The sequence below is a fragment of the Ilumatobacter sp. genome (assembly GCF_030065885.1).
In the GTDB taxonomy this organism is placed as follows: Bacteria; Actinomycetota; Acidimicrobiia; order Acidimicrobiales; family Ilumatobacteraceae; genus Ilumatobacter.
The window spans coordinates 1-15,439 of the sequence record NZ_JASJCS010000131.1; the positions used below are offsets into that span (position 1 = coordinate 1).

Here is a 15,439-nt window from a genome sequence, read left to right on the forward strand (position 1 = left end):
CGCCGCCCGAGGGATCGGTGTTCGAGACCAACGACCCGACCCCGATCGTGTTCGCGTGCGCCGATCCGAGCCTCGTCTCGTGCGACGGGGCGCTCCCCGACCGCCGCCGGCAGCGGGTCACCGCTGACGACCGGCGTGCCGTCGGGGAGCGCCCCGTCGCACGAGACGAGGCTCGGATCGGCGCACGCGAACACGATCGGGGTCGGGTCGTTGGTCTCGAACACCGATCCCTCGGGCGGCGAGACGATCTCGGTGATCGGCGGCCCGCCGGCGTCGATGCTGACCACGCCGGGGGCGACGACGACGCCGTCGATGTCGCGCACCTCGTAGGTGTGCACGCCATCGCCGCTGATCTCGAACGACGTCCCGACGAGTGGCTGCTCACCACCGCCGTCGACCTCGTAGAAGAGCGGCGAGATGGTCGACACGACCTCGATCGTCACCGGGTCGGCGACGTGCCAACCCGAGCCACCCGGGTCGAGCGTCGACGGGTCGGGTTCGGCGGTCAGCTCGGGCGGCTGCACCGGAGGTTCGACGTCGCAGCCGCTGCCGAAGTTCGCCGCCTTGTTGGACATCACGCCGACGTTGCCGGCGCTGTCGACGACCTGCACGGCGAGCTCGACGCGGTCGGCGCAGGTCGAGATCAGCGTCGCACCCGACCAGGTTCCGTCGCCGCCGTCCGTCAGGTCGAACGACCGCCAGGTCGCCGGCTGCCCGACCACGGGGTCTTCGACGAGCACGACGACGACCGCCTCGACCGAGACATCGTCGTTCACGTCGGCCGTGACGACCAGCGAGCTGTCGGCGCTCGGCGGCGCCAGCGGCGTCACCGTGGTCTGGACCTGCTCGACGGTCGGCCGCGCCCAGTCGTCGCTGGTGCTGTAGTACGTCTGGACGACCATGTCGTCGTAGAGCGTCTGGGTGCCGTCGCCGTTCGTCTCGGTTGCCTCGAACCGGCCGGGGATCACGACCAGCGAGTCGCGTGGACCGAACTCGGTGAGATGGTCGGAGATGCCCAGTGGCGTCGATGGGAAGACCACGCCCTCGGGTTGCGGCTCGGGCTCGTTCTCGGCGAGATCGATCGTCGCGGAGTGGTACACCGGGTCGACCGGGCCCTGCAGGGTGCCCGCACCGCTGCGGAACACGGCGCCGTGGAGCCGCGTGTCGGGCTCGCCGTCGGCATCGGCGTCCTCGGCGGTGACGTCGAACGTCGTGATCGGCTGCAGCGGGTTGTCGCTGGTGGCGAACGAGCGGCCGTCGATCTCCCACACGGTGCCGCGGTTCGCGTCGGTGACCTGCTCGAACTCGAAGTCGAACGAGAACGTCGCCGTGTCGACGCCGGTCACCGGGTCGACGGCCGGCGTCGTGTCGGGCGGCGGCTCGGGGAGGGGCGGCGGCGCAGCGACGTCTGGCACGCCGAACGGCACGCCGTAGAGGATGGCCTGCTGGAGCGACTTCTCGTCGTAGACCGACATGATGCCGCGCTCGGCGAAGTAGTCGTTCTTCGCCCACGTGAGCGCCTCGCCGATGCTGTAGTTGCCGTTCAACCGCTCGGCGTACAGCTGCATCAGTCGCTCGGTGAGCAGGATGCCGTCGACCTCGCCGTACCCGAAGCCGGACTGTCCGACGTACCCGAGCGCGCCGCCACCGGTGAAGACCTCGGCCCAGTCCTCGCCGAGCGCGTTGACGAGGATCTCCTCCGGCGCGTGCAGCCCCGAGTGGCAGCCGACCGAGAACAGCAAGCTGCCGGTGAAGTCGGTCAGTGCCGCGTCGCCGGTGAACACGGCGTCGTTCGTGTCGGTCTCGGAGCCGAACGCCGACTGCGCGCCCTGGTGGCTGAAGTGGCCGCTCAGCGACGTGATGCCCGGCGCGAGGCCGGCGGGCAGGAACTGGGCGGCCATGTCGAGCGCCGTCCAGCCCGATCCGATCAGGCTGGTGTCGAGGTCGGCCGCCGGGATCGGCCCGACCAGCGGGTCGTCTGCGTCGGTCTCGGTGTCGAGCGCGTCGGCGACCTGCTCGGCCGAGTCGAGCAGGAAGTCGTAGCCCAGCACCGAACCGGTGTCGGTGCGCACCAGCCCGTCCGACGCGACGAACGTCGCGAGCTGGTCGATGATCTGGGTGGGGCTCTCGACGAGGCGGCCGATCGAACGGGTCGGCACGTAGATGCCGTCGCCGCTCCCGAGATTGGGGGCGAGGTCGACGAACGGATCGTCGGAGAGGAAGGTGCCGGCCGCCAGCGACGCGTACAGGGCGGTGTCGGATTCGGCGGCGAACGTGCCGGCGTAGTTCTGCTCGTTGCCGAGCAGCGTGCGGTCCGCGAGCCGCGCCATCGGCAGCACCGTGTCCGAGCCGACCATCATCACGTACTCGATGTCGGCCTGCTCGTAGTAGCCGCCGAGCGCGCCGACGATCTCGCTGACGACGTCGTTGGCGAGGCCGACCTCGCAGGGCGCGGCGTCCCACGCCGCCATCGCAGCGGCGACCGAGGGATCGGCCCCGACGTCGACGACGGCGGCCTCGATGCCGAGCGCACCGAGCGGACCTGTGCCGAGGTCGGTCACGAACTGGTCGAGTGCGGTGCCGACGACGGCGGACTGTGCCGGACCGTGGATCGCGCCGAGCCGCGCCAGATCGGTCACGAGCAAGGCGTTCGTCGTGGCCGGGATCGCGGCCGGGAGCGGGCCGGGTGCGCCGGGCGGGAACGCGAAGCTCCGTGTGACGCAGACCGGGGCCTCGACCGGTGAATCGACGACGAGCGCCTGGAGGGCGTACGGCAGGTCGCTCTCGGCGCCGTTGTACCCGTCGACGATCAGGTAGTACGTGCCGGTCTGCTGGATCGGGATCGGGTCGACCACCTCCGGCGCCTCGGCACGGTTGGTCGATCTGGCGATGACCGCGAAGCCGTCGGGGACCGCGATCTGTCCCGCATCGGCGGGTGCGGTCGACGCACCCGTCGCGTTCTCGGCATCGCCCGACACGTCGACGACCCGACCCTGGGCGGGCGAGATCAGATCGCTCGCCGGCCCGATGATCGTCAGGTCGTAGTCGGCCGGCAGGTTCCAGAGCACGCCGCCGAGACGGTCCCCTGCCGTCAGATCGACGCCGAACACGTCGACGTCGCCGGCGGTCGAGATCTGCGAGACGACGATCTGCTCGGGCGTCAGGGTGATGACGCCCGGGTCGGTGATCGTGTCGTTCGGCTCGAGCGCCTCGGTGAACTCGACCGACGAGTCGGTCGTGGCGAACACGTCGAGGTCGCCGAGCTGTGCGGTGACCGTGATCGGCACGGCGCCGATGACGACCGGGGAACGCGCCTCGAACGTGATCTGGTACTGCTCGCCGGGCTGGACGTTGGCGACGTTCCAGATCAACGTGTCGCCGAACTTCGTCGGCTCGAGCGCGCCGGCTACGCCGATCGGTCCGCCGGGACCGGACAGTTCGGCGCTGCCGTCGACGTAGCGGCTGTCGGCCGGCAGCGCCGCGACCAGCCGCACGGCGTGCGGCCGGAGGGCGTCGTCGAGCCGGAGGCCGACCGTGTACGTCACGCCCGGTCCGTCGCTGTAGTCGGCGAGGTCGATCGACGACAGGTCGATCAGCTCACTCTGCTGGTCGGTGATCGGTTGCGCGGCACGTAGGAACTCGCCGAGCGTCACACCGGCGAACGACGGTGCGAGATCGGCGACGAGGAAGCCCTGCAGCGATGCGAGCACGTCGCCCCACAGCAGTCCTTCGAGCGTCAGGTCCGCAGCGGCGTCCACGTCGGCCACCGTGCGGTTCGCGGCCGCCGAGGTCAGCGTGACCGGCGTCGTCGGTGCGGTCGCCTGCAGGTGTTCGAGCCGCAGTGGGGTCAACAGCGGCCACACGTCGGCGAGCGCGAGGTTCGGGTCGGCCTGGGCCAGCGTGGAGACCGACAGCGTGTCGACCCAGAGCTCGTCGGGCTGCAGTGCCGAATCGAGGCGGGCCCGCAGGTCGCCGACGGTCGTCGGGTCCGTGCCCTCGGCGGACCGCCAGTCGGCCAGCGCCGTGTCGAAGTCGGTCTGTTCGAAGTCGGCGTTGAGGCCGACCAGGTCGATCAGCCGCCACCCCGAGAAGAGGAGCCTGGTCTCGCCGATCGTCACCGTCTGGTACTCGGGCAGCAGCTGGACCGGGATCTCGACGAGGTCGAGGCCGGCGGCCTCGGCCTGGGCCAACGTCAGCGTGACCGACGCGATCGCGGCCCCGAGCGCCTGCTGTGTGAACGCGGGATGGTCGCCGACCAGGTCACCCAGCGTCATGCCGTACATGCCCGGCTGGACGTCGCTCAGGGTCAGCGCCCCGTCGAGGGCACCGGCGTCGACGGCGTCGCCGATGGTGAAGCCGTTGGGCTGACGGCAGTCGATCGCGGCGCAGTCGAGCGGCGACGTGTCGCCGATGAAGGCCTGCAGTGGCAGGTCGAAGAAGAGGCTGGTCGGCGCGAGCGACGAGATCGTGTAGTCGCCGAGTGCCTGTCCGTTCACGATCATCGTGTCGAGCGGCAGCGCCGTCACCGGGGCGTTGAGTCCGAGCGAGCTGAGCGACGAGGCGCCGAACGGAGACGCACCGAACGGGCTGGCCCCGAACGGCGAGGCACCGAACGGACTCGCACCGAACGGGCTGGCACCGAACGGCGACGCACCGAACGGGCTGGCACCGAACGGCGACGCACCGAACGGGCTGGCACCGAACGGCGACGCACCGAACGGAGACGCACCGAACGGGCTGGCACCGAACGGGCTGGCACCGAACGGACTCGCACCGAACGGGCTGGCCCCGAACGGGCTGGCCCCGAACGGCGAGGCACCGAACGGACTCGCACCGAACGGCGAGGCACCGAACGGACTCGCACCGAACGGCGATGCACCGAACGGACTCGCACCGAACGGCGTGCTGTCGGCGAGCAGCTCGGTCACGCGGTAGTCGCCGAGTGCACGTCCGCTCGGCAGCACGAACTCGTCGAGCGGCACCGACAGCAACGGCGCAGCGAGCCCGATCTCCGCGATCTCGATGTCCTGCACCGGCTGTGGCACCGCGGTGTCACCGAGCAGCAACGCAGCGCCGACGGCCGGTGGCGACCACAGGTACTGGGTCAGCGGGCTGTCGGTCGGGGTGGCGGCGAGGTCGAGTGTCGACAACGCCGCGTTCCCGAGCGTCGTGTCGGTCGGGTCGAGCGCGTTCAGCGGCGCGGCGCCCCCGAGCTCGGCGAGCGTCACGCTGCCGAGCTGAGCCGGCGCGCCGACGGTGGCCGGCAGGTAGGACGGCAGGGCCGGCGTCGGGACGAGCGGCTGCGACGACAGCGGGACCGCACCGATGTTGAGGTCGTCGAGCGTGGTGACGCCGATCGGCGACCCGGTCAGGTCCACACCGGCGACGTCGAGGCTGAGGAGCGCGGCACCGTCGACCTCGACGCCGGCGAAGCTCAACACCGGCAGCGTGATCTGGCCGTTCGCACCCGGGTTGGTGAGGTCGGCGCCGAAGTCGGCGACGCAGTCGAGACCGACGTCGCCGGCCAGCGCACACCATGCGGCCAGGCTGTCGGTCTGGCGGTCGGTCAACGGCAGGTCGTTGACGGGGATGCCGGCGAGCAGCACGGCGTACGTCGACAGGCTCCCGAGGTTGGTCGTGCCGAGGCCGAGGTCGCCGATCGGGATGTTCTGCACGCCGGCGAGGCCGTAGACGTCGAGCAACGTCAGCGACTGCTCGGGGATGCCCTCGAAGGGCGTGCCCGCGAGCACCGGCGCCCATCCACCGGCGACCGGGAGCTCGGCGAGCAGGATGCCACCCAGCTGCGAGTCGGTCACGGGCGTGCCCGCCAGTCCGAGCTCGCCGATGGTGACCCCGGCGACCGGCGTCGGCTCACCGCCGACGACCACATCGGACCGGAGGTCGAGGGTCTGGATCGATGTGACCGAGTAATCGGCGGCCTCGCCGCCGTAGCCCTGGAACGCGGTCGGTGGCAGGTCGGTGAGCTCGATCGTCGACACGCTCAGCGGCACGACCGGCGAGCTCGGAGCGACCGACAGGTCGATCGTCGGGTTCTCGACCGGGTCGAGGCCGAAGAGATACGCACCACCCCCGAGCACCCCGTCGACGTTGGTGTCGAACGGCGCGCCGGTGATCAGATCGAGCCCGTCGAGCGCGACGACCCATCCGAACGCGTCGGAGAACTCGCGGTCGGCGGCCGAGACGGAGTCGCCGAGCACCCAGTCACTGCCCGCACGGGCGTAGACGAACGCAGCTCCGGCCCAGAGGCCGTCGACGATCGCCCGTGTCGACCCGGCGACGGCCAGGTTCCCGCTGATCGCGACCGTACGGCCCATCTGGAAGCCGGTCGCCGGGGCGACGAGCTCGGCGACGTCGACCCAGGTGCCGCCGCTCGGCTCGTAGATCCACGCCCTGCTCGCGCCGACCTGCCCGACGATGAGTCGCACCCCATCGGTGTCGACGTCGGAGCCGAAGAACCCGGCGGTCGACCCGTTCGGGGGTTCGAGGACCTGGATCGGGTTCCACGTCGTGCCGCTGCGCTCGAACACCGTGACCGATCCGCTGTTCGCGACGCCCGGCGTGCCGGGATCGCGGTCGGCGCCCGCGAACGCGTAGTCGCCGGCGATCGACACCGCTCGGCCGTAGAACGATCCGGTGCTGTTCGCCGGCTCGACCACCAGGTTGGGGACGAGCCCCGCGACCGCCGTGATGTCGAAGATGCGCACCTCGCCGGTCGCCGCACCGAGGCGGCCCTCGCCGAGCACCAGCCGGTCGTTCGCCCCGTCGACGTCGACCGAGAACAGGCTCGCGCACGGCGACGTGACCGTGACGTCCGCGAAGAGCGTCCAGGATCCGCCCGCGAACGAGTACACCGAGACCTCGTCGCAGCGGTCGACCACTGCCGCCCAGGATCCGCCGACGGCGACGGCGTGACCGAAGTCGTCGCCCGGGCCGATCGGGTTCGGGTCGTCGATCTCCTGGAAGAACTGCCACTCGCCGGCCACGTTGCGGAAGACGTACGCGGCACCGGTCCCGCCGGCGCCACCGCTGGGGGCACCAACGATCGCCCACGCCCCGTCGACGTCAACCGACCATCCGAACAGGGCGAGGTCGATGTCGTCGCCGCTCGTGACCTTGCCCGGCGGCAACGGAACGAACACGTCGAAGACCTGCACGGCGCCGGCATCGACGCCGCCCGCGTTGTCGTCCTCGGCGGCGCCGGCCGCCAGCACGCCGTCCTCGCTGAGGTCGAGGCCGGCGCCCATGCCGGTCGAGCCGTCGCCCCGCTGCCACTCGTAGAGCTCGCTCGTGATCCAGCCGTCGCTGTCGTCGAAGCGGAAGATCTGGACCGTGCCGGCGTCGTTGAGACCACCCGTGAACGACGAGACGGCGATCACGCCGTCCTCGACGCGCGACGTCAAGCCGTAGTTGTCACCGCTGCCGGTCACCGCGGAGACGAGCTCGTCGCCGGCGCCCCATGCGACACCAGACCGCTCGAACACGTACGCCGCGCCGGCGGAGGCCCCGCTCGAGCCGTCGAACAGCGAGCTGACGACCGCGAGATCACCGTCGATGTCGACGCTGCGGCCGAAGTTGTCGCCGGTCAGTTCGTCGCCCGCCGGCTGGCGCAGCGTCTGCTCGATGCCGACCGACGGCGGTGACAGGGAGTAGCGGTACACGTGCGCCTCGCCGGCAGCGTCGCCGGGCTCTCCGACGACGATGCTGTCGCCGTCGATCGCGACCGCGAGGCCGTGCTGCCCGTTGGCGGCCGGTGTCGGCGCCACGAGGTCGTCGACGAAGGTCAACGTCTCGCTGAAGACCGGGTTCTCGGTGAACCGGTACGTGTAGAGGTGTGCCGTGCCGGTGCCGCCGCCGAAGAAGTCGGGCGCTCCGGCGACGAGGGCGTACGTTCCGTTGCGGAACGCCGACACGACCTGCTCGAGATCGACGGAGAACCCGAAGTCGACCGCACCGTCCGGCGCATCGATCTTCTCGACCTCGACCCAGTCATCGGTGAAGAAGTCGTAGCGGTACAGGTAGACCGCGCCGTCGGACCCGCCGAACGGGTCGGGTGAACCGACCGCCACCAGCATGTTGCCGGTGTCGCCGTCGTGCTCGAACCTGCTCCCGCCGATCGCCACCGACAGGCCGAACCACGCGGCGGTGGTGCCGTCGGACGCCTGCAACTCGGTGACGAACGCCCACTCGTCGGTGAACTGATCGCGGCGGAAGACGTACGCCGATCCCGAGTCGGCGACCGCGCCGTCGCCGTTGCGGGCGCCGACGACCATCCAGTCGTCGTGGATGTCGACCGACTGGCCGAACAGATCGGCCGGGGCGGCGTCGGGTGCGACGATCCGCCCGTCGATCGGCGGCGACGATGCGTCGAACGCGTACGCCGAACCGGCGGACGAGCCGAACCGGGTGTCGTCACCGGGCGCACCGACGAGCACGAGGTTGCCGCTGATGCCGACGGCGGTACCGAACCGGTCGCCGAAGACGCCGTCGGGCACGGCTGCGTCCGGCGCCGTGAACGTGTCGAGGGACACCCAGGAGGCGCCATCGAAGCCGAACGTGAACGACTCGCCTGCGGCCGGACCGCCGTTCGATGCGCCGATCACGGCCAGGCCGTCGTCGACAGCGACCGCGGTGCCGAACTGGGCGCCGTTGCTCGCACCGGCCGGGTCGCCGACGGTCTGGGCGAGCGTCGCGGTGGGCCCGTCGACGTCGTAGAAGTAGGCGAACCCGGCACCGGAGAACCCCGCGTCGTTCTGGCCCGGCGCGCCGACGACCAACGTCGACCCGTCGAGCGCGACGGCGGATCCGAACAGGTCGCCGAGACCACCGCCGCCCGATGGGACCGTGTCGCCCTCGAGCCAGGCACCGCCGCTGCGCTCGAAGACATAGGCTGCGCCGGCGTTCGTGTTGGCGTCATCGTCGAACGGCGAGCCGACCACGAGCGAGTCGCCGCTGAGCGCCAGCGCAGCGCCGAACTCGTCGCCGCCGGCGACGCCGGCGGGCGTGAGTGCGCCTTCGGGTGTCCACGACGCACCGGCTCCCTCGTAGGTGTAGACGGCGCCGCCGATGCCGCCTCGCGGCGCGCCGACTGCGAGCAGCGCGCCATCGAGGTCGACGGCGGCACCGAACCGCTCGGACGGCGCGCCGTCGGTGAGCTTGGTCTGCGCCGTCCAGGTCGTGCCCGACCGGGTCCAGATGTGGACGCCGTCCGACCACGATCCGACTGCGATCGTGTCGCCGGACACGGCCACGTCGTAGCCATAGCCGTCGTCGGTGAGCGTGAAGTCGGGATCGAGGAGCTCTTGCTGGAACTGCCACGCCGTCCCGTCGTGCACGTAGACGAACGCAGAGCCCCCGCCGCGGGGGATGCCGCTGGTGACGTCGGGGACGCCGATCACGGCGGTGTCGCCGTCGATGTCGACGGAGAACCCGTACTGGTCGTCGTCGTCGGCCACGACGACCAGCTTGTCGGCGACGCCCGGGTGGGCGGGCAGCCCGGTGTAGACCGCGCCCTCCTGGTCCGGGCCGTCGCCTGGCGCACCGACGGCGAGGTGGAACCCGGAGATCGTGACGGCGGCGCCATACCCGTCACCGGCCGCACCGTCGCCGGCGGTCGACGGCGCCCCCTGCACGCCCCACGACGTACCCCCGGAACGTTCGAAGACGTGCGCCTGGCCGGTAGCGCCGTTCTCGCCCTCGGCACCGACGATCGCGAGGTCGCCGATCGTGTCGACGGCGACGCCGAACCGGCCGGCGGTCTCGGGCGCCGGGCTGGCGAGGTCGAGCCGCTCGGCCCAGGAGTCGCCCACGCCGGTGAAGACGTAGGCCGCGCCGGCACCGATCGTTGCGCCGTCGTCCTGGTCGGGCGCGCCGACGAGGATGGTCCGGCCGCTGGTGGCGACGTCCCAGCCGAACGCGTCGCCGCTGTCGGTCGCCGACCCGGTGAGCACGGCCTGCTCGGTGAACGAGTTGCCCGACCTGACGAGCACGTACGCCTGGCCCTCGCCGACCGTGCCGGCGTTCGGGGCGCCGACGACGCCGGTGGCGCCCCGGACCGCGACCGCGAAGCCGAAGAGGTCGTTCGCGGTGGCGTCGGAGGCGGTGAGCTTGTCGACCGGCGATCCCCACGCCGTCAGGTCCGCCGAGCCGTTGAACCGGTAGACCGCGCCGGCATCGGCCGCGGCTGCGTCGTCCTCGGGCGCGCCGACCCACAGCACGGAGTCGGTGGCGTCGAGCGCCGACCCGAACCGGTCGAGCGATTGCGCGTCGGCGACGTCCTGGGTGACGACGTCGGTCTCGACCCACGCACCCGGGCTGCTCTGGCGGTAGACGAAGACGGCGCCGGCATCGGTGCCGGCGGCCGTGCTCAGTGGAGCACCGACGAAGACGGTGTCGTTGTCGATCGCGACGGCGGCGCCGAACTCGCTCGAATCCATGTCGAGGCCCGGCAGCGTCGCCTCGAGGTTCCACCGTGAGCCGTCGTTGCGGAAGACGTAGACCGCGCCGTCGCCCTCGGAGACCAACGGCGCCCCGACGACGAGCAGGTCGCTGTCGGTGTCGACCGCCGCACCGAGGGTCCCTGACTCCACGAGCCCGGGCAGCTTGTTGGTCGGTGCCGGCAGGCCGACGTCGTACTGGTACGCGGCGCCGGCGTCGCGCCCGTTCTGATCCTCCAGCCGGTGCCCGCGCACGACGAGCCCGCCGCTGGTCGCCACGGTGTCGGTGCCGGCGGACGCGTCGCCGGCCTCGAAGTCGCCCGGCGTGTTCGAACCCACCAGCGCCGTCGTGCCGTCGTCGAGGAGGTGGTAGGCGGCGGTCGCCCCCGTCCAGTCGCCGATCGCGAGCACCCCGTCCGCGACGTCCATCGCGTAGCCGAAGCGGTCGCCGCCGGTCAGGTCGGGGCCGACCTGGGCGCCTGTCTCGTCGTACACGAGGGCGGTGCCCGTGGCCGTCGGCGAGCCGGCGACGATGCGATCGCGCTCGGTCGCCACCGACCAGCCGAGGAAGTCGTCGGTGACGCCACGGTCGATCGTGAAGTCGTACGTGAAGTCGGCCGACGGCCCGGTGCGCGTCCACACCTCGACGTAGCCGCTCTCGCCTGGCGGCGCGACGAACGACGCCGTCATCGGTGCACCGACGACCAGCCGATCGCCCGAGATCGCGATCCCGGTGCCGAAGCGGTCGGTGCCGGCCTTCGGCGAGGTCGACGTGACGACCTGCTCGACGTCGCTCGACCAACCGCTCGGCCCGCCCTGGTAGACGCGGACGAAGCCTTCGCCGCCGCTGTCGCCCGGCGAGGCGAGCACGAGGGTGTCGCCGTCGATGCGGATCACGCGCGGCGGCGCGCCGATGGAGATCGAGGCGGTTCCGACGTAGCCGGACCCTGGATCGACGAAGATGTCCACGCCGGTCGGCGTGGCGGCGACGATCACCCCGTCGGAGATCGCCACGGCGTCGCCGAACCCGAGCAGCCGCTCGATCACCTGCTGGAGGACGCCACCGCTGAAGTAGTACAGGGCTCCCTGATCGCGCCGGAACCCGTCGTACGCGGGCGCGGAGATGACGACGTCGTCGCCGTCGATCGCGACGCTCCGGCCGAACTGGTCGCCGGCGCTGCCGATGTCGGGCAGCAGCTTGTTGCCCGGCGCGCCGAACGACGGCACCGGTGTGAACACGGCGGCGTCGAGGCCGCTCGTCACGGCGCCCACGGGGTCGATCGATGTGACGACCGTGCCGCCGTCGCTGGCGAGTCCGGGTGAGAAGCCGGCGATCGTGGCGGTCTGCGCGTACGTCAGGTCGTTCCCGTTGTCGCTGTAGACGAACGTCTGCGGGAACCCCTCGTCGTGGATCACGATCGTGTCACCGGCGATGGCGACTTCGTTGCCGTACCCGGTGGAACCGCCGGAGAGCGTGACCGATCCGGCGACGACGTCGACGACGGTGACGTCGAACCATGCCGCGGCGCCGACGACGGCCCGACCGAAGTCGGCGTCGATCGAGGACCCGAAGCGGTGGTTCGCGGCGACGGCGGCCTCCTGGAACGAGCCGAGCAGGTCGCCGCCGAGGCCGTAGCGGTAGACGATGCCGGCGTCGGGTGCCGTGGTGTTGTTGAGCGGCGCGCCGACCCAGATGTCGCCCGGGGTGGCGGCGACGGCGGTGCCGAACCGCTCGCCGCCGACGATGCTGCCGATCGACTGCAGCAGCGAACCGGTCGAGAAGTCGTACCAGCGGGCAGCACCGGCATCGACGCTGCCGCTGTCGTCGAGCGGAGCGCCGACCACCAACGTCAGGTCGGCCGCGTCGAGCGCAGCGCCGTAGTGCGAGCCCGCGAGGCCGTTGAGCACCGGCGTCGTCGCGTTCGGCGTGAACGATCCCTGCCCGATCGGGTTGAGCTGGTAGAGCCGCACGGTGTCGACCTCGGGTGCTCCGACGGCGAGGTACGGCATCTGGAGTGCAACCGTCTCGCCGAAGCTGGTCACGCCGGTGCCGTCGATCGTCTGGATGTCGGTCCACGTGCCGCCGAGGTTGCGCAGCACGAGGACCTGCTGCTGGGCCGGGACGCCGACGACCGCCCATGCGCCGTCGATGTCGACGGACGGCTCGGCCGTGTTGGCGATCAGCTGGACAGCCCCCGGCGCGAGGTTGACGTCGAAGCCCGGCGTGACGTCGCCGGCGAGACCGCCGTCGCAGTCGTTGTTCGAGCACGTGACGACGTCATAGGTCTCCCCCGCGGCCGGCACGAAGCCGGCCGAAGCGGACTGGATGGTGCCGCGAATGGACGTGAGTCCGTCCCAGTTGACCTGGCCGAAGTTCGCGGGATCGCCCGAGTCGCCGATGATCTCGAATCGATAGGTGCCGCCCGGATTCAGGGCGCCGTTGTCGGAGTGGCTGACCGACGCGCCGGCGGCGACGTTGACGATGCCGTTCTCCAACACGATGTTCTGGAAGTTGAGGTCGCCGCCGTTCGCGTTGATGACGCTCGTCGACGCGCTCGTCCAGAGGATGCCGTTGGCGATCGACGCGTCGAAGGTGCCGTTCTTGTTGATCGCGCCTTCGTTGATCCACGAGCCGACGCCGGTGATCGCGATCGTCGAGCTGGTCGCATTGATGTTGACGGTGTTGCCCGCTTCGTTGAGCAGCGTGCCGGTGATCTCGAGATCGGTGTCGATGTCGAGCGTCGCCGGCGAGGCGTTGATGACCTGCCCGGCGATCGTCGATCGCATCCCGTTCGAACCGGTGATCGTGAGCGAGTTCGGGTCGACGACCGTGACCGAGCTGTTCGAGCCGACGACCAGGGCGCTGACGCTCGCGGACGCGAGGATCAGGATCGACCCGGATCCCGCCGGGACGATCGCCGTGTCGTTCGCGCCCGGCACGACACCGATGTCCCAGTTGAACGGGTTGCCGAACTCGCTGCCGAACCCGCCGACCCAGGTCGCGACCAGCGGCAGGTCGGCCGCATCGAACGCAGCGCCGGCGTTCTCGCCGAGGAAGTCGTCGCCGGACGCTCCTGTCACGAGCGTCCTGCCGTCGAGCGACACCGTCGCGCCGACGCGGTCGCCGTTCGCCGTGCCTGCCGGGATCAGCTGGTCGTCGGGCAGGGAGGGCCACGTCGTGCCGTCGTAGCGGAACAGGCCGACCTGACCGCCCTGGCCGGCGCGTCCGAGCGCGAACGTGCCGCCGACGATGTCGACGTAGTCGTTGGGTTCGATCGCGATGTCGACCGGGAGCGTGCCGCGGAACTCCCAGGTCTTCGCCCAGGAGTTCGGCGAGCCGGGGCTGGCGACCTCGAAGACGTGACCGGTGTGCGCGGATCCGCCGGTCAAGTCGCCGAGCCCGCCGACGGCGATGCGGAAGCCGTCGGTCGCGACCGCGCCGCCGGCGCTGTCGCCGGTGTTGAAATCGCTGTCGTTGGCGATCTTCTGGACGGGTGTGAGCGATCCGAAGCCGGAGCCGGTGTCCTCCCAGATGTAGATCGCCCCGGCGTCGATGCCGGCGTCGTCGTCGCCCGGCGCGCCGGCCACGGCGATCGTGCCGCTCGACCCGGTTGCGGCGGCGACCGACCAGCCGACCTGGTCGCCGCTGTCGGGTGTGCCGGTCGTGAGCTGGACGGGCAGTGCCCAGAACGCGCCGTCCCATGCCGTTGCGAACACGCCGCCCGCGTCGACGACACGACCCGGCGAGCCGATGATCAGGCGGTCGCGGTCGACGAACGCGACGCTCGCCCCGAACGCGTCGTAGCCGGTGGCGCCGGGCGCCGTGATCGCCGCGCCGAGCCGCGTCCACTCGCCGGTCGGCTGGCGCTCGAACACCCAGACGCGCCCTGCTTCGGCCTGGTCGCCGAGCCGGTCCGACTCGCCGACGGCGAGGCGGTCACCGAACAGGTCGAGCGAGTCGCCGAAGTGCGCCAGTGGTTCGAGTTGTGGCGGGCGCACGAGGCCCTGGAACACCCAGGCCGCGCCCTCGCCGGCGCGCTCGAAGATCGACACGACACCCGACCCGGATGCCGGCTCGTCGTCGAACGGCGCGCTGACCGCGAGCCGATCGCCGTCGACATCGACGACGAGGCCGAACTGATCGCTGATCGCGTCGGTGGCGCCGAGGATCTCGGCCTCGACGGGCGACGGGTCGCCGGCGTCGCTCCACACGAGGGCGCGGCCGCGGTCGACGTGGTTGGCCGCACCGCTCGGTGAGGCGTCGCCGATCCCGTCGAACAGTGGGAAGCCGATCACGGCCGACCCGTCGGATCCGATCGACACCGCGTCGCCGCCTGCCGTGAACGGCTCGTCGTCGGGCACCGTCGGCACGACGACGTTCTCGTCGAAGGTGAACGTCCCGGTTCGGGCGAGCACCGAGACGACGCCGCTGTTCCCCCGGTTCGGCTGGCCGACGATCGCGACGTCACCTTCGGCCGACACCTGGTAGCCCTCGCCACTGGCCGGCGCGTCACCACCGAACTGGAGCACGGTGATGTTCGGGAGGTCGAGCGTGCTGTTGAGCACGTCGTACACGAAGAACGAGCCCAACCCGCCGTTGCCACCCGGCTCCGTCACGACGGCGTACGGCGGCGCGGTCGCCTCGACCGCGACGGCCGCGCCGAACCGCGCACCGGCCTCGGTGCCGAACACCGCCGGGTCGAGCTGGTCGATCTCGGCGAACACCCCTGCGCCCTCCTCGAAGAGGTAGGCGAGGCCGGCATCGACCTGGCCGGAGAAGTCCGCGAGCGGTGCGCCGGCGGCGATGTACGCGCCGTCGGCCGAGATGTCGACCGAGGAGCCGAACGCGTCGCCGTCGGCAGCCGCGCTGCCGACCAGCGTCTGCCGGGCCGCCCAGCCGGGCCCGGTGTCGTCGATCACCCAGACGCGGCCGGCAGTGAACTCGCCCCGCGGGGCGCCGACGACCAGCGTGCGGCCGTCGTCGG

The 15,439-nt window shown here is 71.4% G+C and carries 1 protein-coding gene; it reads right to left on the minus strand.

From position 1 onward, the window contains the following. On the minus strand, window positions 1–15,439 hold a 15,439-nt coding region (locus QNJ12_RS20595), incomplete at both ends, for a C25 family cysteine peptidase (RefSeq protein WP_300625541.1).